The sequence below is a fragment of the Aeromonas sp. s9 genome (assembly GCF_040907765.1).
In the GTDB taxonomy this organism is placed as follows: domain Bacteria; phylum Pseudomonadota; class Gammaproteobacteria; order Enterobacterales; family Aeromonadaceae; genus Aeromonas; species Aeromonas caviae.
In genome coordinates, this window is sequence record NZ_JBFOCK010000013.1 from 24,843 (window position 1) to 44,665 (window position 19,823).

The window sequence follows — 19,823 nt, forward strand, 5'->3', positions numbered from 1 at the left end:
AGGGTTGTGCCCGGGCTCGGGGTACGTATAATGCGCCTCGTTGTCAGGCAACTGGCATCAGGCAATAAAGCGGGAATAGCTCAGTTGGTAGAGCACGACCTTGCCAAGGTCGGGGTCGCGAGTTCGAGTCTCGTTTCCCGCTCCAATACTCCATGGCACCAACCATGGACATCACTCTCAAGGCAATGCCTTGTCAGCATGGCGCGTTAGCAAAGCGGTTATGCAGCGGATTGCAAATCCGTTTAGTCCGGTTCGACTCCGGAACGTGCCTCCATCTTCTCCCTGTTTTCCACGTCATTGACGTTGTCCATCCGCCATGGCGGCCCAAGATGATGCTTCATTGCATGTCAGTCAGCCGTGAACAACCCTCCCGTTGCCACGTCTTGTGCAGATGCTGATCCATCTCGGCCAATGCCTCGCCCCTGGACCCGGACCTCTCTTCACCCCCTTGTTCTGCCAGCGCGGCCATCTCCTTTATCAGCAGACCGCATTGCCACAGGCTGGCGGTGGGGACCCCGTGATAGGGGATGTCGATGGCATCGTCACGATTGAGCCGCCACTCCTGCCACTGACTCCAGGCGAGCACGCCCAATGCCCCCAGCAGCGCCGCATCTGCAAGTTTCATCCTGTGTTCCCCCGTTCTGGTCCAGTCCTCGTTAACTCTGGAACAGGGGCCGCGTTTTGCCACCTTTGTTGTTTTTTAGTTAAAGAATGTAACCCGGTTTCATTTTTAGGCTTTTAGCCCCATTTTTTATCAAAAAATGGCGCAATCGGTGTAGTAATCCTACAATGATTGGCGTAATCTTTGTTCAGTGGTCTTACCAGTGAGGCGTTACATCATGTTTCATCCCTTCTCCCTGACTCAGATAATCCTTCGCCGCATCTTCGTCCTGATGGCGGGTCTGCTTGCCTTCCCGGTGATGCTGTTTCGCCGGGATCGCGCCCGTTTCTACAGCTACCTGCACCGCATCTGGAGCAAGACCAGCACCAAGCCGGTCTGGCTCAAGATGAGCGAGCGAGGGGAGCGGATCTTCTACTGATCCTCCCCGTGACGCCCGTTTCACCCGGCGCCAGACTGGCGTGACAGGAAGGCTGGGCGCACCTCCCGATATAAAAAAACCGACACCCTGGTGTCGGTTTTTTTATGGGGCTCGAACCGCCACCGGCCTTGTATCCATGGCTGGTCCACGTTGTCTCTTGTCTCTTGTTTCTGTGGGCGACCCTTTATGCCGCACTCTCAGTCGCACTCTCAGTCGCACTCTCAGTCGCACTCTCAGCCGCGCCCGTGCGACATGACGGGAGGAAGGGCTGGCGGTATTCAGGGCGCTGGCCCCAGAGTGGCCAGCGCCGCGCGCAGACGGGCGAGGCCGATGGGCTTGAACAGACAGTCGTTCATGCCGGCGGCGAGGCAAAGCTCCCGCTCGCGAGGCTGGGCATGGGCGGTGAAGCCCCAGACGGGCAGGTCATGGCCAAGGGCACGCAGGTTGCGGGTCAGCTCGAAGCCGTCCATCACCGGCATCTGGCAGTCGGTGATGACCAGATCGAAGGGGTGGCTGGCGAGGGCGCGCAGGGCCTCCAGGCCATTGCTGCGTACACTGACGTCGTGTCCCAGATGCTTGATCTGCTGGCGCAGCAGGATCTGGTTGGCGTGATTGTCATCGACCACCAGGATATGCAGCCGATGGGGGAGGGGTTGAGCCTGGTGGGGCTGGGGCGCCGGCATTGCCGTGATCGGGGCGGGGGGTTGCTGGGCGAGCGTGAGGGGCAGCCTTATCTCGAGGCGGGTGCCTTCGCCGACCTGACTGTGAACGGCTATCTCCCCCCCCATCATCTGACACAGGATGCGGGCGATATTGAGGCCCAGCCCGCTGCCGGGGAACTGGCCCTGGCCGTGGGCGCGATAGAAGGGGGTGAAGAGCCTGGGCAGCTTGTCCGCGGGAATGCCGGCTCCGGTGTCGGTGATGATGAGGTGCAGCACAGGAGGCTGCTCGCCCCCGGTCAGGGTGGCGGTGATGGCGACCCGGCCCTGCTCGGTGAACTTGATGGCGTTGCCGATGAGATTGAAGAGGATCTGGCGCAGGCGAAGGGGATCGATCAGCACCCTCGGCATGGGGGTGTCAGGCAGCCTGACCTCATAGATCAGTCCCTTCTGCTCGGCCATGCCCGCAAAGACCCGGGTGACGGACGAGAGCAGGGGGGCGAGATCGCAGGGGGTGGGCGTCAGGGTCATCTGGCCCGCCTCTATGGAGGCGATATCCAGGCTGTCCCCCAGCAGATCCAGCAGGCCGTTGGCGGAGTCGGCGGCGATGCGCAGCAGCTCGCCGCTGTGACGGCTGAGAGCGGGATCCTCGGTGGCCAGCTCCAGCATGCCGAGGATGGCGTTCATGGGGGTGCGGATCTCGTGGCTCATGGTGACGAGGAAGTCGCTCTTGGCTCGGCTGGCGCTGTCGGCCTGCTGTTTGGCCTCGCGCAGCGCCTCTTCCAGCCGTTTGCGGTCCGTGATGTCTATCCAGCCGTCGATCACCCCGCTGATGGCCCCCTCCCCGTCGAAATAGGGCACCATCCAGTGATAGATGTCGCTCTGGGTGCCTCTGTGATGGAAGAGGCGATCCGCAAAGATGGGCTGCCCCTCCTGCAATACCCTGGCAAAGTCCTGCTCCAGCACGGCGATGCTGCCTGCATCGAGCACCCCTGACAGCCCCGGGCGAAGGGCTGACCCAGGATGGCCTTTGGCTCGGCGCCGAGCTGGGTCAGGTATTTGCTGTTGCACAGCAATACCTTGCCGCTCTTGTCCCGCACGACGATGGGGTGGGGCAGGCTCTCCCCCAGCGCCCGGATGAACCTGACATGGGCCTCCAGTTGCTGGCGGGACGCCTGCTCGGCGCTGGCCATCCGCTTGAACATGCGGTTGCGATAGAGCAGCACCAGCGCCAGGGTGAGGAGCCCCACGAACACCAGGTAGACGATGTGGGCGTGGCGATCCATGAAGCCGGGCACCGGCAGTTTGCGGTTGCGCCACTCGTAACTCATCATGGCGAGCTCGTTGGGGGGGATGGCGAGGATGGTCTTGTCGAGGATCCCCATCAGCATCCCCTGTCCGGGCAGGCTGGCAAACCCCATCCGGATCGGCTCGTCATCGGCGGGGCCGGCGATGCGCAGGGGGCTCTGGGGATCATTGTCCAGCGCATGGCGGGCAAAATAGAGGGGCACGATGGCGGCATCCACCCGTCCCTGGGCGAGCACCTCCATCGCTTCTGCTGCACTCTCCACCTGGGTGATGCGGCTGCCCTCCAGTCTCTGTGCGAGGGGCACATGGCGCGTCATCGCCACCGTCTTGCCCGCCAGACGCCGGATGGTGTCGATCCCTTGTTCCTCCTGGCGGGTGAGGATCACATAGATGTTGTCGGTGGCGTAGGGCACCGAGCTGCGCAGCCCGTAGTGTTCGGCCACCTGCTGGGAGATGGCGCCGATGAGGTCGATGGCGCCTGACTGCATGGCTTTTGCCAGCTGGCGCTCGGAGTCTGCCCGCACGAACTCGAAGGTGAGGCCTGTGCGTGTGCGGATCTTGTCCAGCATGTCCACCGTCATGCCGACCAGCTGGCCGTCATGATCCAGGGCGCCATAGGGGTAGAGGTTGTCCATCAGCCACACCCTGATGGGGGGCGCTTGCCGCATCCAGGCCCGCTCGGCGGCATCATAGAGATCGGCGCTTCGCTCGTTCATGTCGCGGATGGGCCCGTTCCACTGGGTGAAGAGGGTGTTGCGCGCCCGGTCGTCGATGGCCGCCAGCCCCCGGTTGACCAGGCTGAGCAGGGCGGGCTCGGTGGCCGGGACGGCAAAGCGGAACTCGGCAGGCGCCAGCTCGGGCGGGGCCTCGCCCCGCTGGCGAAGGTGGTCGAAGCGCTCGCTGTTGAGATAGTGGGTGGCGTGGGCATCCCCCAGCAGGATGTCGTCGCGGCCGAAGAAGACCGCATCGAACGCCTCCATGTTGGAGGGATAGGTCACCAGGGTGAGAGTGGGGTAGTAGCGGCCAAAGCGCGCCCTGTCTATCTGATCCCGGACGGCGGCTACCCGCTGTCCCGGTGTGAGCAGGGCCCCCCGATAACGTCTGGGCACGGAGAAGACGAGGGGGCTGCTGAAATAGGGGTTGCTCAGGCGGATCGCCCGGGTGTCACTGTCCGCCAGGGTGAGATTGCCGAGGCTGGCGAGGTGTATCTCCCCCCGTGCCAGGGCCCGGAGCAGGTGCGCCTTGTCGGGGAAGGCGCTCAGGGCAACGGGTTTGTCCAGCATCCGGGCCAGCAGGTCGATGTAGTCGGCACTGAGCCCCTCGACGCGCTGGCGAGCGATCATGGTGAAGGGGCGGTAGTCCTCTTGCAGGATGCCGACCCGCAGTTGGGACTGCTGGCGCAGCCATCCGAGCTCCGCCTCCGACCAGCGGGGAGGCAGCGGGGCGGGATCGTAGCGGCTGTGCAGGGTCAGGGCCTGCACAGGTTGAAGGCAGAGCAGACAGAGCAGGATCAGTGTTCGATATAGGTTCATCTAGCCACCCGACGCGACAGCCATCCCTGCCAAGCCTCATCCAATGGCGGCCATTCTACCGGAAAATGGCTATAACGAGTCCGCTATTTCGCCACGCGCGTCGGCGGCAGCACGGCAAGCAGGGCGGCCTGGCCGCCCCGCCCTCAACCGAACTGGTAGGCCCCCATGTAGAGGCTGCCGTAATCCCAGCTGTCGTGCAGCTTTCGGGGTCTGTCGGCCCCTGCCGCGCCGAGCGCCACAAACAGGGGGCGCAGGTGATCGTCATGGGGATGAGATTCCACCGCGCCCGGCGCCCGGGCCCGGTACTCTTCCAGCGCCCCCCTGTCTCCCTCTGCCATGGTCTGCTCCAGCCAGCGGGCAAACTGGCTCGCCCACTGGGGAACCGGCGAGCCGTCCGGCCCGAGGGCACGGAGGTTGTGGGTGATGGCGCCGGAGGCGAGGATGCCGATCCCTTGCTCGCGCAGCCCCTGCAATGCCTCCCCCAGTTGCCACAGCTGGGCCGGGGTGAAGCTGGCCGGGATGGCGATCTGCACCAGGGGGAGTTCACTGTCCGGATCCATCAGGGAGAGGGGGGACCAGACTCCGTGATCCAGCTCGCGGCGCACCGGGGTGGCAGGCAGACCGGCCAGCAGCAGCTGATCGCTCACCGCTTCCTGCAACCATTGCGGGCTCGTCGCGGGCCAGCGGATCTGGTAGAGGGGCTCGGGGAAGCCGTAGAAGTCGTACATCAGGGCCGGGTTGGGCTCGACGTTGATCTGCAGCTCGCTTCGGCTGAACCAGTGGGCCGAGATCACCACCAGCCCTCTGGCACCCTCGAGGCGCAGTTGCTTCAGGAACCGGGTCGCGGGCTGATCGCGCAGGACCAGATCCGGGGCGCCGTGGGAGATGAACCAGACAGGGGCGATAGACATGACAGACTCCATATGCGTTGTGCCGATGCGCGCGGCGCACCGACAACCCGAGGCCAGGGCGACATGCCGCTGACGATGTGGTCATTATCTGCCCCTAATGATGGGTTAACAATCAGGCTTTATGGATAAGCACTCTTCACTTTTGGTTGATAGTCTGGCATCAGGGCGAGGGAGACCGGGGCAGAAACGACAACGCCGGCGCAGTGCGCCGGCGTTGTGATCAGGGGCCGTCGGACGTGGCTCCTGACGGGATGCCCCGCAGCGCCACCGCCAAGATCAACGCGGGCCCAGTGCGGGTTTATTGAATGCCCAGCAGCTCCACGTCGAAGATGAGGACTGAGCCCGGCGGGATCTTGCCGGCGGCTCTGTCGCCATAGGCCAGGTTGGCGGGGATGTAGAAGCGGGTCTTCTCCCCTTCCACCATCAGTTGCACCCCTTCGGTCCACCCCTTGATCACCTGGTTGAGGCCGAATTCGATGGGCTCGCCACGGGCAACGGAGCTGTCGAACACGGTGCCGTCCAGCAGCTTGCCCTCGTAGTGCACCTTCACCTTGCTGGTGGCGGTGGGGTGAACGGTGCCGGTGCCCGGGGTCAGCACTTCGTACTGCAGGCCGGAGGCGGTGGTGGTCACCAGGGGTTTTTCCTGGTTGCTGGCGAGGAACTCGGCCCCTTTGCGCACGTTCTCTTCCGCCAGCTTCCGGTTGTTGCTGCTGGAGTAGAAGTAGTAGGCGGCGCCGGCGATAAGAAGGGCTATCAGAATGAATTTCATCGGGTTTTCCTGTTCCTTGAAATCAGAGTGCAATGAAGGGGCATCTTATCCCAGCCGGGGAGGGAGGGCGAGGGGGGATGCCGGAGGATGTGACCGGACGGGCAAGGCACCTGGGGCATGATGCCCCCGGTTCGGATTTACTTGACGGCCACCATCATCAGGGCGGGCAGGGCGAAGAAGAGCCCGGCCACGTAACCCAGCGCCAGCAGCTTGTTCTCGCTGCCGACCCGGGCCAGGGTTTCGGCGGCCTTGATGGGCAATTCCCGCAGGAAGGGCACGCCATAGATGAGCGCCACGGCGAAGACGTTGAACAGCACATGCACGAAGGCGATGGTCAAGGCCAGCTGGGCGCCGGCGCCGCTGATGGCGGTGGCCGCCAGCAGGGCCGTGATGGTGGTGCCGATGTTGGCCCCCAGGGTGAAGGGGTAGAGCTGACGGGTGTTGAACACGCCGCCGCCCGCCAGCGGGATCATCAGGCTGGTGGTGGTGGAGGAGGACTGTACCATGACGGTCACCAGGGTGCCGGAGGCGATGCCGGTCAGGGGACCACGGCCCAGGGCCTTGTGCAGCAGCTCCTTGGCACGACCCACCATGACCCGTTGCAGCACCTTGCCGAGGGCGGTGACGCAGCCGAGGATCAGCAGAATGCCGATGACGATGGTGGCGATGGCGGGGCCCTTGCCCGGCAGGAAGGCGACGGCGCTGTCGATGAGATCCAGGGAGGGGGAGATGATGGGCTTCATGAAGTCCATGCCCTTCATGGACATGTCGGCGGAGCCCATCAGCAGACCGGACAGCCACTCGGCACTCTTTTGCAGCAGACCGAACATCAATTCCAGCGGCAGGAAGATGAAGACGGCCAGCAGGTTGAAGAAGTCGTGCACGGTGGCGGCGGCGAAGGCGCGGCGAAACTCGCCCCTGTCACGGATATGGCCGAGGGAGACGATGGTGTTGGTGATGGTGGTACCGAGGTTGGCCCCCATCACCATGGGGATGGCCATGCTCATGGGCAGGCCGCCCGCCACCAGGCCGACGATCACCGAGGTGACGGTACTGGAGGATTGCACCAGGGCGGTGGCCAGGATGCCGAGCAGCAGCGCGACGAAGGGGTTGTTAGCGAAGGCGAAGATCTGGGCCGCGCCCTCGGCGCCGCCGGAGAACCCTTTAAAGCCGTGTGAGACGGCCCCGACGGCGACCAGGATCAGGTAAACAAAGGTGATCACCGCTAGCCAGTTGAACAGGGGGCCGGTAGCGCGGGTCTGCGGGGATGACGGTTTGCTTTGCATGGTGCCTCTTGGGACGTCTGCGTTGAATTGGACGGGCGCATTACAGCAGTGCTCTATGACAGAAATATGACAAAGTGACACTTTTATGATGCTTTGGTGACAGGGGGCTCGGGATTGGCGGGCCAGATGGGGATGCAGTGATTAATTCTGATTGCTTTGTTGTTTTAAGTGAATTGGTCTGTCGAATGTAGGGATTTGTTAGAAACTGACGGACGGGGTGCCATCCACTGGTGGATCCTGTGCCGCCACTCAGTCAATGGGAGTAGACTGCCTCGTCATTTAATCAGTAATTGCGAGTCTGTCATGAAACATTGGTCCCTTCTTCTCCTGCCCCTGGCGATGGCCTCTCTCTCCTCTCATGCCGCCGTGCTGCCCTCCGATTGCAGCTCCAAAGACGTGGCGATCGGCTCGGCCGTCAACAGCGCGACCGGGGTCAACAGCCATTGCTCCGCGCAGAGCGCCAAACAGCGTGTGGACAACGCGGTCAACGATCCCGCTGGCTATGCCAAGCGCAAGGCGGCCCAGGCCACCGGCGTGGATGACGCCTACTACAAGGCCAAGAACACCCAGCAGCGGGTCGAGAATGCGGTGGACAATCCCGGTGACTACGCCAAGCGCAAGGCCGCCGAGGCTGCCGGTGTGGGCGAGACCTACAACAAGGCGAAGAACACCCAGCAGCGAGTCGAGAACGTGGTGGACGATCCCGCCAAGGCGGCGGGCCGCGCCGTGCTGCGCAAGACGGGCACCTACTGAGGGGAAACCCGGCAGAAGGCGATGCGTCGTGCAAACAAGAGAGGGGAGCCCGTGGGCTCCCCTCTTTGCATCTTGCGATCGAGATGGCTTACTGGCCGTCGGCCGCTTCCTCGTACTGACGGAAGGGGATGCGGAACACGGCGAGGCGCAGGAAGAGGTAGGTGACCCCGATCCCAGCCCAGATGAGGCCAAGCTCCAGGGAGCTCTGCTCCAGGTTGATCCAGAGGGCGCCGATGGTGGCGGCCCCCAGCAGCGGCAGCACCAGGAACAGCAGGTGCTCCTTGAGGCTCTTGTTGCGCTTCTCGCGCACCCAGAACTGGCCGATCACCGAGAGGTTGACGAAGGTGAAAGCCACCAGGGCGCCGAAGTTCACCAGGGCCAGGGCCATGTCCAGATCGAAGGAGACCGCGGAGAGGGCCAGGGCCCCCACCAGCAGCACGTTGATGGCCGGGGTGCGCCAGGTGGGGTGGATATAGCCGAACACCCGCTCCGGGATCATGCGATCGCGCCCCATCACGTAGAGGATACGCGACACGCCGGCGTGGGCCGCCATGCCGGAGGCGAGCACGGCCGCGGTGGTGCACACCAGCACCACGCTCTGGAACAGGGTGCCACCCACGTAGAGGGCGATCTCCGGCAGCACGGCGTCCGGCTCCTTGAAGCGGGCCAGATCCGGGAAGAAGAGCTGCAGGCTGTAGGAGACGGTGACGAAGATGATGCCGCCGATGAGGGCCGTCAGCACGATGGCGCGGGGGATCACCTTGCCGGCATTCGGGGTCTCTTCAGAGAGGGAGCTCAGGCCGTCGAAGCCCAGGAACGAGAAGCAGAGGATGGTGGCGCCGGTGAACAGCGGCAGCATGCTGGCAGACTCCACATGGAACGGACGGCTGCTCATCAGGGTGCCGGCCCCTTCACCGTGACTCAGGCCCCAGGCGATGAGGCCGAGGAAGGTGACGATGATGGCGATCTGGATGAAGACGATGAAGCCGTTGAGGTTCGCCACCAGCTTGATACCGCGCAGGTTCAGGAAGGTCATCACGGTCACCAGACCGAAGATGAAGATCCAGGGCTCCACGGTGGGGAACATGGCGGTCAGGTAGATCTTGGCCAGCAGGATGTTGATCATCGGCATGAACATGTAGTCCAGCAGGGAAGACCAGCCCACCATGAAGCCCACATAGGGGTGGAACACCTTCTGGGCATAGGTGTAGGCGGAGCCTGCGGACGGGAAGCGGCGCACCAGGTGGCCGTAGCTGAACGCGGTCAGCAGGATGCCGCCGAGCGCCAGCAGGTAGGCGGTGGCCACGCGACCATCCGTGATGTCACCGACGATGGCGAAGGTATCGAATACCGCCATGGGCGTGAGGTAAGCCAGACCCATCACCACGACCTGGAACAGGGTGAGGGTCTTGAGCAGCTTGGCACCGGCCATCACGCTTTCTCCTCTGCACAGGCCCCGTGGGCGAGATGGGACGGGATCAGGGACGCGGACACGCGTCGCTGGACACAGGGGGCGCCCATCTGTGGCACAGATGCGTGGCGCACGCCGGCGGGGACCGGCAGGAAAGCAGTGAAATGCCCCATGTTTTTCCTCACAACGTCGGGAGATTGCTTGGCAATCTGGGTATCAATTCCGGCACATGGCCGGCCTCTTGGTGAATGGTGGTGTGCCCCAGAAAAGCAAAGAACCGATGTTGTTGAAACATCGGCTCTCAAGGGGCGCCGTATTGTGCCCTCAGGGGGGGGAGGAGACAAGCGAAAAAGGCCGCCAGCGGGGAATTTGTTCCCCCCGTGAGCGATCACTTCGCCACCGCTGCCGGAAAGTCGATGACAACCTTGTCATCAGCTGGCGCCCTGCTTTGCCGCCATGTGAAACCGGCGCCCTGGGGGCGCCGGTTTCGCTCAGGAGGCGTCCTGCTCGGGGCGGCCGAGGCGGACCCGGAACACGGTGAGGCGCAGCAGCAGGTAGATGGCACCGAGGGCGGCCCAGATCAGCCCCAGCTCGAAGGAGGCGGGCTCCAGGTTGAGCCAGAGCACCCCGATGCAGGCGGCGCCGCACAGGGGCAGGGCGAGGAACAGCAGGTGATCCTTCAGGGTCTTGTTGTGACCCAGCCTGAGATAGAAGTGGGCAATCACCGCCAGGTTGACGAAGGTGAAGGCCACCAGGGCGCCGAAGTTGATCAGCGCCAGCGCCATCTCCAGATCGAAGGCCACCGCCGAGAGGGCCAGCATGCCCACCAGCAGCACGTTGAGAGCCGGGGTCTGCCAGGTGGGGTGGATGTAGCCGAAGACGCGGCTCGGCAGGGCGCGATCCCGGCCCATCACGTAGAGCAGGCGCGATACCCCGGCGTGGGAGGCGAGCGCCGAGGCGAGCACCGCCACCGTGGTGCAGACCAGCACCACCGCCTGGAACAGCTTGCCGCCCACATAGAGGGCGATCTCCGGCAGCACCGCATCCGGCTGCTGGAAGCGGGAGATGTCCGGGAAGAAGAGCTGCAGGAAGTAGGAGACCGAGATGAAGAGCACGCCGCCGATGAGGGCGGTGAGAACGATGGCCCGGGGGATCACCCGATCCGCGTTCGGGGTCTCCTCCGACAGGGTGGTGATGGCGTCAAACCCGAGGAACGACAGGCAGAGGATGGAGGCACCGGTCAGCAGGGGATTGATGTGCATCTGCTCGGAGAAGAAGGGGCGGCTGCTCGCCACCGTGCCCAGCCCCTCGCCGTGGCTCACGCCCCAGGCGATGAGGCCGATGAAGACGGCGATGATGCTGAACTGCATGATGACGATCAGGCTGTTGAAGTTCGCCACCAGCTTGATGCCCCGCAGGTTCAGGAAGGTCATGACGGCGGCCAGGGCCAGGATGTAGGTCCAGGGGGCCACGCCGGGGAAGAGGGCCTCCATGTAGATCTTGGCCAGCAGCATGTTGATCATGGGCATGAACATGTAGTCGAGCAGGGAGACCCAGCCCACCATGAAACCCACATAGGGGTGGAACACCTTCTGGGCATAGGTGTAGGCGGAGCCTGCCGAGGGGAACTTGCGCACCAGGTGGCCGTAGCTCATGGCGGTGAACAGCATGCCGATGAGGGCGAGCAGGTAGGCGGTCGGCACATGGCCTTCGGTGATCTCGGTGACGATGCCGAAGGTGTCGAACACCGCCATGGGGGTGAGATAGGCCAGCCCCATGATGACCACGTGCCAGAGTTTCAGGCTTTTTTTCAGACCGGCGGGGTGCGGGTGCATCAGGCGATCCCCCGCAGGCTGGCTGACGGGATCAGGCTGACGGTGAGGTCATCCTGCACGGTGGGGGCGCCAGTCCGGGATGCGGACGGATGGCGCAGACCGGCGCGGGCCGGCAGGAAAGCGATGATATGCCCCATGGAGTTCCTCACTAAGAAGCGGGTGTCGTGAGATGGCGTGCCACCTCGTTATCATTTCCGGTCTGTTCCGGCCTCGTTATGGATTTGTTTGGCGCAAAAAAAGAACCGGGCTCCGATGAGCGGACGGTCCTTGAATACGGCGGCGCATTGTGCATTCGTGATGCCCCCTTGACAAGCATATCAAGGGAGCAAAAACGCATTTTTTTGCACGTGGGCGAACGCGGTCTTCCGGATCAGGCCAGGGAGGCGGACAGGGCCTGCTCCAGCAGGTCGAGCCCCTCGTCGACGATGGCCGCCGGGGCGGTCAGGGGGGCGAGGAAACGGATCACGTTGCCACGCACGCCGCAGGCCAGCAGCACCAGCCCCCGCTTGCCCGCCTCGGCCACCAGCCGCTTGGTGAGATCCGGGTCCGGTCTGGCGGCATCTCCCTCCTTCACCAGCTCCATGGCCACCATGGCGCCGGGGCCGCGGATGTTGCCGATGCAGTCAAACCGTGTCGCCAGCTGGTGCAGGCGTGCCTTGATCTGCTCCCCCTGGGCCAGGGCCTTCTGGTTCAGGTGCTCCTCCTCGATCACCTCCAGCACCGCCAGGGCGGCGGCGCAGGCGATGGGGGAGCCCGCATAGGTGCCCCCCAGGCCACCGGGCTTGGCGGCGTTCATCACCTCGCTCTTGCCCACCACGGCAGAGAGCGGGAAGCCGCCGGCCAGGCTCTTGGCCAGCGTCATGATGTCGGGTTCGACACCGCTGTATTCGGTGGCGAAGGTCTTGCCGGTGCGACAGAAACCGGTCTGGATCTCGTCGCAGATGAGCAGGATGCCGTGCTGGTCGCACACCTGGCGCAGGCGCTGCATGAAGCTGGCGGAGGCGGGGTAGAAGCCCCCTTCCCCCTGCACCGGCTCGATGATGATGGCGGCCACCCGGGTGGGTTCGATGTCGGCGCTGAAGCAGAGATCCAGCGCGGCCAGGGCATCGTCTTCACTCACTCCCAGGTAGTCGGCGGGGAAGGGGAGGTGATAGACCTCCCCCGGGAAGGGGCCGAAGCCGGTCTTGTAGGGCACCACCTTGCCGGTGAGGGCCATGCCCATCATGGTGCGGCCGTGGAAGCCCCCCTTGAAGGCGATGGTGCCGCTGCGACCGGTGTGGGCGCGGGCGATCTTGATGGCGTTCTCCACCGCTTCGGCGCCGGTGGAGAGGAAGAGGGTGCGCTTGGGGGTGGGGCCGGGCACCAGGGCATTCAACTTCTCCGCCAGCTCGATATAGCCGGAGTAGGGGGTGACCTGGAAGCAGGTGTGGCTGAACTTCTCGAGCTGCTCGCGCACCGCCGCCACCACCTTGGGGTGGTTGTGGCCGGTGTTGAGCACGGCGATGCCGGAGGCAAAGTCGATGTAGCGGTTGCCCTCCACGTCCCACAGCTCGGCGTTGTGCGCCCGGTCGATGAAGACCGGCAGCAGGGTGCCGACCCCCTGGACCACGGCCGCTTCGCGGCGGGCCTGCCACTGCTGGTTGTTGCTTGAATGACTCATCTTTCCTCCCTGAGGGGCATGGGCCCCGCTATTCCTGTGCCATCTGGCCATATGTGTGCCGCCAACTGCCCTCGGGCAGGGCGACCTGTTCGCAAAAGGGGGCCCCGGGTGTGCCCTCTGGGCCCACAAGGCGCTCGGTCGTGACCGGCGACCCCCTCTTTCTATCTGTAAAAACGATGGGCTGCGTCATAACGCATCTGTTTTAACGATGCGATTGCCCCTTCACTCCCCTCAGCGAATGCCGCCAAAGCAGAGGTATTTGGTCTCCAGGTACTCCTCCAGCCCTTCGGCCGCCCCTTCCCGGCCCAGCCCCGACTCCTTGATCCCGCCAAAGGGGGCCAGTTCGGTGGAGATGATCCCCTCGTTGATCCCCACCATGCCGTATTCGAGCCCCTCGGCCACCCGCCACACCCGGGCGATGTCGCGGCCATAGAAGTAGGCGGCCAGGCCATAGGGGGTGTCGTTGGCAAGCGCAATGGCCTCGGCTTCCGTCTCGAAGCGCACCAGGGGGGCGACGGGCCCGAAGATCTCCTCGTCCAGAATGGGGTTGCCCCGGGTGACCCCGGTCAGGATGGTGGGGTGATAGAAGAGGGGACCGGCGGGGTGGGCGTCGCCCCCCACCAGCACCCGGGCACCGGCGGCGACCGATTGCTGCACCAGCTCGGCCACCTTGCTGGCGGCGGCCGGGTTGATGAGGGGCCCGATCTGGACGCCCTCGCCCATGCCGTCTCCCACCTTGAAGGCCTTGACCGCGGCGGCGAGCTTCTCGGCGAAGGCGTCATAGACGCTGGCCTGCACCAGGATGCGGTTGGCGCAGACGCAGGTCTGGCCGGCGTTGCGGTATTTGGACGCCAGGGCCCCGGCCACGGCGGCGTCGAGGTCGGCGTCGTCAAAGACGATGAAGGGGGCGTTGCCGCCAAGCTCCAGGGAGAGGCGCTTCATGGTGTCGGCGCACTGGCGCATCAGCAGTTTGCCGATGCGGGTGGAGCCGGTGAAGGAGAGCTTGCGCACCACGGGGTTGCTGCACAGCTCGTTGCCCACCGCGCTCGCCTGATGGGAGGTGACGATGTTGATGACCCCGGCGGGAATGCCCGCCTGCTCCGCCAGTACCGCCAGCGCCAGGGCGCAGAGGGGCGTTTCGGCGGCGGGCTTGATGACGATGGTGCAACCGGCGGCCAGCGCCGGACCCGCCTTGCGGGTGATCATGGCGATGGGGAAGTTCCAGGGGGTGATGGCGGCCACGACCCCCACCGGCTGCTTGATGGTGGCCAGGCGCCGATCGGCGGAGAAGCTGGGGATGGTGCGGCCATAGGCACGCTTGCCCTCTTCCGCGAACCACTGGATGAAGCTGGCGCCGTAGGCCACCTCTCCTTTGGCTTCCGCCAGCGGCTTGCCCTGCTCGCAGGTCATGATGCGGGCGAGTTCCTCCTGGTTGGCCATGATGCGCTCGAACCAGGCGTAGAGTTTGCTGCTGCGCTCCTTGGCGGTGAGGGCCGCCCAGGCGGGTTGCGCCGCGTGGGCCGCCGCGATGGCGAGGCGGGTGTCCTCCCCGTCCATGTCGGGCACCTGGGTGATGACCTGGCCGGTGGCCGGGTTCAGGACCTCGAACCGGCGCCCGCCCAGGGACTCGCACCAGCGGCCGTCGACATAGGCCAGGGATTTGATCAGGGAGAGAGCAGGTTGTGATGCTGACATAAGTAAGGGGCCTCGATAGTGGGTCTGGGTGGCGCGTTTATGTGGGCACCGCCGTATAGAATAATAAGCACGTAACGACCATAAAATGAGCCGAAATGTTTTTCAAGTGTTAAATATATTTGAGTGAACTGGGCGTCACATGCTAGAAATGGGGCTGTTAGCGCGATTGTAGCGGTTTTCATTGCGCAGGGTGTGCAAAATAATGAACGCTCTGGGTTGTGCAGGATAGTGAACGGGGCTGACGTGCCTGACTCACTATATTGACCAGTCGGCCCCAGGTATTCGAATGACCATGGAAGGAGGTGGGCGATGGAGCAATCCCGTGGCGAGGTCCGGTGGCGGACCATGACGGACAATCCCCTGGCGGAGCACGAGAGAAACATGGGGGAGCGGCTTGCCCGGATCCGCAGGGAGCTCGGGCTCTCCCAGCGCCGGGTGGCGGAGCTGAGCGGCCTGACCCACGGCGCCATCTGCATGATAGAGCAGAACAAGGTGAGCCCCTCGGTGGCCTCCCTGCAAAAGCTGCTGAGCGTCTACGAGCTGCCGTTGTCGCGCTTCTTCGCCGAAGAGGAGGTGGTGAGCACGCCCAGCGTGGTGATCAAGGCGGAGCAGCTCATCGAGCTTGGCAGCCAGGGAGTCTCCATGAAGCTGGTGCACAACGGCAACAATCGGCGCCAGCTCGGCTTCATGCTGGAGACCTATGCCCCCGGCACCGACACCGGCGGCGTGGTGAAGCATCAGGGGGAGGAGGTGGGCACCGTGCTGGAAGGGTCGGTGCTGCTGACCCTGGCCGGCCAGACCTATGAACTGTGCGCCGGGGACAGCTATGTCATCGACACCGGCGAGCCCCACAGTTTCAGCAATCCCTCGGGGCAGGTCTGCCGCATCGTCAGCGCCCACACCCCGGCCAGCTTTTAATGTGAACAACCCGTTGTGTTGGAAACGAACCGGTAAGGAAACAGGGATCATGACCGAACATGTAAAGAGTTACTACGCAGCCAGTGCCAACAAACACGCGCCCTATCCCACGCTCACCGAGCAGCTGGAGTGCGACGTCTGCGTCATAGGCGCAGGCTACACCGGCCTCTCCAGTGCGCTGCATCTGGTGGAGAAGGGGTACAAGGTGGTGGTGCTGGAGGCCGCGCGAGTCGGCTTTGGCGCCAGCGGCCGCAACGGCGGCCAGATCGTCAACTCCTACAGCCGCGACATTGACACCATCGAAGCGAACTGCCCGCCGGATCAGGCCAGGCTGCTCGGCTCCATGTTGTTTGAGGGGGGCCAGATCATCCGCGAGCGGATCAAACGCTACAACATCCAGTGCGATCTGCAGGAGGGCGGGGTGTTCGCCGCCGAGACCGAGAAGCAGCTTCACGAACTCAAGGCGCAGAAGGCGCGCTGGGAGAAGTGGGGCAACGACCAGCTGGAGCTGCTCGATGCCGACGGGGTGCGCGAGGTGGTCGCGAGCGATCGTTACGTCGGCGCCCTGCTGGACAAGAGCGGCGGCCATATCCATCCCCTCAACCTGGCGCTGGGGGAGGCGGAAGCCATCCGCATGCAGGGGGGGCTTATCTTCGAGCAGTCCGCCGTCACCAGCATCACGCCGGGTCAACCCGCCCTGGTCAAGACCGCCAAAGGGGCGGTGAAGGCACGCTTTATCGTGGTGGCCGGCAACGCCTACCTCGGCAATCTGGTGCCGGAACTGGCCAGCAAGAGCATGCCTTGCGGCACCCAGGTGATCGCCACCGAAGTGCTGGGAGAGGAGCGGGCCCGTTCACTCTTGCCACAGAACTACTGTCTGGAGGATTGCAACTACCTGCTCGACTACTACCGTACCTCCGGCGATCACCGGCTCATCTATGGCGGCGGCGTGGTCTACGGGGCGCGGGATCCGGCGGACATCGAGCGGCTGATCATCCCCAAGATGCTCAAGACTTTCCCGCAGCTGGCCGACGTCAAGGTGGAGTACACCTGGACCGGCAACTTCCTGCTCACCCTGTCGCGCCTGCCGCAGTTTGGCCGCATCGGTCACAACATCTACTACATGCAGGGCTACAGCGGCCACGGCGTCACCTGTACCCATCTGGCGGGCAAGCTGCTCTCCGAGGTGCTGAGCGGTCAGGCGGAGCGCTTCGATGCGTTCGCCAGGCTGCCGCACTACCCCTTCCCGGGTGGCCGCCTGCTGCGCATCCCCTTCACCGCCGCCGGCGCCGCCTGGTACACCCTGCGCGATCGCCTGGGGGTGTGATGACAAGGTGGCCCGCCAGGCAGGCTGGCGGCAACAAGAAGAGGGAGGCGTTATGCCTCCCTCGTTTTTTTGTCGTCAACCTGCCGGGGCCCTGGCGGGGCTAGAAGCGGTAGGGGAAGCGGATCCCGATGGTGTAGTCCGGTGCATCCGTGGTGAGCCCGGCAGACCAGTTGACCGCCATGGAGAGGTTGTCGGTGATGGCCCAGGTCGACCCCATGCCAAAGCTGGCGGCGTTGGCATCGGAGCCGGTGACCTTCTCCATGGCAAAGCCTTCGGACCCCTGCTTGGACTCCATGGTGACGCGCTGGTTGATGTTGAAGGAGAGGCTGAAGCGTTCGTTGAGGGCGAATGCGACCCCCAGGCCATATTCATACCAGTCTCCCAGCTGGATGCTGCCGGGCTGGTTGCCGGGCTGGTAGGAGATATCGTCAAAGTCCTGCTTGAAGCTGTGACCATAGTTGAGGCTGGCAAACAGGATGGCGGGATCCATGGTCTTGACCAGGGAGAAGCCGGTGGAGAGCTGCCAGAGCCCGTTGCCGGTGGCGAGCTCCTTGGGGGTCACCAGGTTGCCCGATTCCGAGGTGTTGACCTCAATGCCGTAAGGATCCTTGCCGGTCGGCGCCTTGGCCCGGAAGTTCCACACCAGATCCGGCCAATCCTCGCTCTCTGCCATGACCCTATAGTAGATGGCGAGGCTGAGATCCCCCAGACCGCCATCGCTGACGCTCTGCTCCTCGAAGTCGCGGCTGGAGTTCTCCTTGCCGGTGCTCTGGTAGTTGGTGTTGCGGAACATGTAGGGGAGGGCCAGCTCCAGTTGCCAGCGATCGTTGAGGGTGTAGCGGGTGATGACATCCGCCGTCCACTGATCGGAGCGCACCCGATCCAGGTTGATTTCGCCAAGGAAGATGGCGTCCAGGGCGAGGAAGCCGCGCAGGGCGAGATCCTTGCGGTTGTAGTGCTGGTAGGAGAGGCCCACATCGACGGTCAGGGCGCGGTCGAACACATTGTGCTGTTCGATCATCAGGTCTTCGGTGCTGCGGCCGACTTCCGACGTGCGCCGTGAGGCGTCCTGCTGGGTGGAGGCGACGGCGGCTCCGGCTCCGACCCCGGCGGTTGCCGTCGTGGCACCGGCGGCCTTGACGGCCTCCAGGCGGGCCTGGAGCTGATGAAGGGCCTGATTTTGCTGGATCAGTTGCTGGCGCAGGAGATCCAGCTGTTGTTGCAGGGCCTCCTCCTCGGCCGTGGCCCCCCAGCAGGCGAAGGGGGCGAGGGCAATCAACAGCATGCGAGACTGTTTCATCGGGATACGTCCTTGTTGTTTATCATCCTTTCTGATGGTTCAGCCCCCGTGCTCACCGGTGCTCAGCGCGAAAACCAGATGCGGGTCTGATTGAGCGTCTGTAAACTGTCCCCTCTGACCTTGTTGAACTGCAGCAGCCCCCGGCTGAAGTCGGTACCGCGCAGGCTCTGCTCCAGCAGGACCCGGCCGTCGGAAGAGTGTAGTTGCAAGCCGGCATAATTCCCCGAGACCCGATAAGTGGCGGTGCCAAGATCGCCCTGGTGCTCGTAGCTGCCCGCCTGAACCAGGTGTCCCGTCATGGTGGGGGTGGTCAGTTCAATACCGGTCTGGTTGACCGAGCTGTTGCCGCTCCCCTCCAGTTGAACGACCTGCACCAGCCCGGCCCCCTGCACCTGGGCCTCCTTGGCGGGCGTGGCCGCGGGCTTGACCTCATCCTTGACGCGCACATCCAGCTTGGGTTTGTTTTGCACAATGCTCAGCGCCAGGTTCATGGCCGCCGTCTGCTGGGCCTGGGCCGTGGTCAGTGACGAGATGAACTCGATGCCGAAGTAGCTGATGCCATGGCTGCTGACATAGCGGCCGCGCAGGTGGGCCAGCTCTCCGTCCGCCAGTTCGGGCGCAAAGTGGTCTGACAGATGGGCCAGCGGGTCCGGTGCTGCCAGCAGCGGAGAGGCGATGCCACCCAGGCTGCAGAGGAGGCATAGGGCGGGTCGGGTATTCATGATGACCTCACATTAGCTCTTTGTGCTGAAAACCGAATTCCAGCAGGGATGTTTCATTGACCGGGGCGAAGAGCCCATCCTTGCCTCTGACAGAGAGCGGGGGAGAGGGGTTGGCAAGGGGGGCATCGGGACGATAGCCCGCGCCGATGACGGCGAGGAGGATGCCGTTCCAGCTCTCCTTGAACTCCTTGAAGGTGATCACCCGGTTGCCGAGGGCCGGGTCTGCCAGATAGACGCGATCATGGCGATCGATGGCCCGCAGCACGGCAAAGTGCTGATAGCCGCGAATGTTGAGCAGGACGATGGTGGGCACCCTCACCTGGCGCAGTTTTTCATCGCCCAGTCGATACCCTCTGACCCGCATGCCGAGCATTTGCAGGTACTGCTTCATGTCGAGCATGGAGAAGCCGTAATGCTTGACCTGCTCCGGGTCTGCCATGGCAAGCATGCCATCCATGACCCAGCGTTCATTGGTTGCATGGCCGTAGGCGTAGCGCAAGATGGTGGCGACGGCGGCGGCCCCGCAGCTGAAATCCGTATGTTGGCGCTCGATGTTGGCGTACCGACGCTCCAGAATGCTCTGCACCGGTTTGTTGAGATCCCCCAGCGCCGGGAGATGCTCCCCCAGTGGCACCGAGCCTGCCCAGACGGCAGGACAGCACAGCAACAGCAACAGCCAGCGCATTCAGACCTCCAG

Annotated in this window: 18 protein-coding genes and 2 tRNA genes; 6 read left to right on the forward strand and 14 right to left on the reverse strand. The window is 64.0% G+C overall.

Features of this window, described 5'->3' with window-relative positions; all coding sequences use genetic code 11:
* Positions 1–69 precede the first annotated feature (69 nt).
* Positions 70–145: transfer RNA gene (locus tag AB5Y54_RS01775), tRNA-Gly, on the forward strand.
* Positions 146–200: 55 nt separating this feature from the next.
* Positions 201–274 (forward strand) — tRNA-Cys (locus tag AB5Y54_RS01780).
* A 63-nt stretch (positions 275–337) separates the two neighbouring features.
* Here AB5Y54_RS01780 and AB5Y54_RS01785 read toward each other — a convergent pair.
* Positions 338–625: a hypothetical protein gene (locus AB5Y54_RS01785; RefSeq protein WP_010673542.1), complete on the reverse strand. Its 288-nt coding sequence runs from the start codon at positions 623–625 to the stop codon at positions 338–340.
* A 214-nt stretch (positions 626–839) separates the two neighbouring features.
* On the opposite strand from AB5Y54_RS01785, the gene AB5Y54_RS01790 reads away from it, so the two are divergent.
* Positions 840–1,040 (forward strand): YbfA family protein, encoded by a 201-nt coding sequence (locus AB5Y54_RS01790; protein ID WP_010673543.1) that lies wholly within the window; start codon positions 840–842, stop codon positions 1,038–1,040.
* Positions 1,041–1,318: 278 nt separating this feature from the next.
* Here AB5Y54_RS01790 and AB5Y54_RS01795 read toward each other — a convergent pair whose 3' ends face one another.
* The 5 genes from AB5Y54_RS01795 to AB5Y54_RS01815 form a co-directional block, all read right to left on the reverse strand.
* Complete coding sequence (locus AB5Y54_RS01795; RefSeq protein WP_368153164.1) at positions 1,319–2,563, reverse strand: ATP-binding protein; 1,245 nt, start codon at positions 2,561–2,563, stop codon at positions 1,319–1,321.
* On the reverse strand, positions 2,521–4,539 hold the full coding sequence (locus AB5Y54_RS01800; RefSeq protein WP_368153151.1) for a transporter substrate-binding domain-containing protein: 2,019 nt from the start codon (positions 4,537–4,539) through the stop codon (positions 2,521–2,523). The genes AB5Y54_RS01795 and AB5Y54_RS01800 overlap by 43 nt, the downstream gene beginning before the upstream one ends.
* 143 nt (positions 4,540–4,682) lie before the next feature.
* A complete protein-coding gene (locus AB5Y54_RS01805) occupies positions 4,683–5,450 on the reverse strand; it encodes a class III extradiol ring-cleavage dioxygenase (RefSeq protein ID WP_102948757.1) in 768 nt (255 codons plus the stop codon).
* Between the two features lie 298 nt (positions 5,451–5,748).
* The gene (locus AB5Y54_RS01810) at positions 5,749–6,219 is read right to left on the reverse strand and encodes an FKBP-type peptidyl-prolyl cis-trans isomerase (protein WP_010673545.1); all 471 of its coding nucleotides are present in this window, start codon (positions 6,217–6,219) and stop codon (positions 5,749–5,751) included.
* A 137-nt stretch (positions 6,220–6,356) separates the two neighbouring features.
* The gene (locus AB5Y54_RS01815; protein WP_103859023.1) at positions 6,357–7,505 is read right to left on the reverse strand and encodes a Na/Pi symporter; all 1,149 of its coding nucleotides are present in this window, start codon (positions 7,503–7,505) and stop codon (positions 6,357–6,359) included.
* A 303-nt stretch (positions 7,506–7,808) separates the two neighbouring features.
* Between AB5Y54_RS01815 and AB5Y54_RS01820 the strand changes: the two genes are divergently transcribed.
* Positions 7,809–8,258 carry a hypothetical protein gene (locus tag AB5Y54_RS01820; RefSeq protein ID WP_127464653.1) on the forward strand — a complete coding sequence of 150 codons (450 nt, stop codon included), beginning with the start codon at positions 7,809–7,811 and terminating at the stop codon, positions 8,256–8,258.
* Between the two features lie 88 nt (positions 8,259–8,346).
* On the opposite strand, the gene AB5Y54_RS01825 is transcribed toward AB5Y54_RS01820, so the two are convergent.
* The 5 genes from AB5Y54_RS01825 to AB5Y54_RS01845 all read right to left on the reverse strand — a co-directional run bounded on the left by AB5Y54_RS01825 (position 8,347) and on the right by AB5Y54_RS01845 (position 14,859).
* Positions 8,347–9,690: an APC family permease gene (locus AB5Y54_RS01825; protein ID WP_039039328.1), complete on the reverse strand. Its 1,344-nt coding sequence runs from the start codon at positions 9,688–9,690 to the stop codon at positions 8,347–8,349.
* A gap of 470 nt (positions 9,691–10,160) precedes the next feature.
* Positions 10,161–11,504: an APC family permease gene (locus AB5Y54_RS01830; RefSeq protein ID WP_113977853.1), complete on the reverse strand. Its 1,344-nt coding sequence runs from the start codon at positions 11,502–11,504 to the stop codon at positions 10,161–10,163.
* Complete coding sequence (locus AB5Y54_RS01835; RefSeq protein ID WP_164882979.1) at positions 11,504–11,641, reverse strand: hypothetical protein; 138 nt, start codon at positions 11,639–11,641, stop codon at positions 11,504–11,506. The genes AB5Y54_RS01830 and AB5Y54_RS01835 overlap by 1 nt, the downstream gene beginning before the upstream one ends.
* Positions 11,642–11,874: 233 nt before the next feature.
* Positions 11,875–13,164: a 4-aminobutyrate--2-oxoglutarate transaminase gene (gene gabT / locus AB5Y54_RS01840; protein WP_368153152.1), complete on the reverse strand. Its 1,290-nt coding sequence runs from the start codon at positions 13,162–13,164 to the stop codon at positions 11,875–11,877.
* 231 nt (positions 13,165–13,395) lie between these two features.
* Positions 13,396–14,859, reverse strand: coding sequence for an NAD-dependent succinate-semialdehyde dehydrogenase (locus AB5Y54_RS01845; RefSeq protein WP_113977857.1), 1,464 nt, complete (start codon positions 14,857–14,859; stop codon positions 13,396–13,398).
* A gap of 309 nt (positions 14,860–15,168) precedes the next feature.
* Between AB5Y54_RS01845 and puuR the strand changes: the two genes are divergently transcribed.
* Both puuR and AB5Y54_RS01855 read left to right on the forward strand, forming a co-directional pair.
* A complete protein-coding gene (puuR, locus tag AB5Y54_RS01850) occupies positions 15,169–15,777 on the forward strand; it encodes an HTH-type transcriptional regulator PuuR (protein WP_102948752.1) in 609 nt (202 codons plus the stop codon).
* Positions 15,778–15,826: 49 nt separating this feature from the next.
* Positions 15,827–17,104 (forward strand): FAD-binding oxidoreductase, encoded by a 1,278-nt coding sequence (locus tag AB5Y54_RS01855; RefSeq protein ID WP_042014744.1) that lies wholly within the window; start codon positions 15,827–15,829, stop codon positions 17,102–17,104.
* 100 nt (positions 17,105–17,204) lie between these two features.
* Here AB5Y54_RS01855 and AB5Y54_RS01860 read toward each other — a convergent pair whose 3' ends face one another.
* The 3 genes from AB5Y54_RS01860 to AB5Y54_RS01870 all read right to left on the reverse strand — a co-directional run bounded on the left by AB5Y54_RS01860 (position 17,205) and on the right by AB5Y54_RS01870 (position 19,811).
* Positions 17,205–18,404: a transporter gene (locus AB5Y54_RS01860; protein WP_143237863.1), complete on the reverse strand. Its 1,200-nt coding sequence runs from the start codon at positions 18,402–18,404 to the stop codon at positions 17,205–17,207.
* A gap of 62 nt (positions 18,405–18,466) precedes the next feature.
* Complete coding sequence (locus AB5Y54_RS01865) at positions 18,467–19,126, reverse strand: hypothetical protein (RefSeq protein ID WP_368153153.1); 660 nt, start codon at positions 19,124–19,126, stop codon at positions 18,467–18,469.
* A 7-nt stretch (positions 19,127–19,133) separates the two neighbouring features.
* Positions 19,134–19,811, reverse strand: coding sequence for a C39 family peptidase (locus AB5Y54_RS01870; RefSeq protein ID WP_039039335.1), 678 nt, complete (start codon positions 19,809–19,811; stop codon positions 19,134–19,136).
* Positions 19,812–19,823 lie beyond the last annotated feature (12 nt).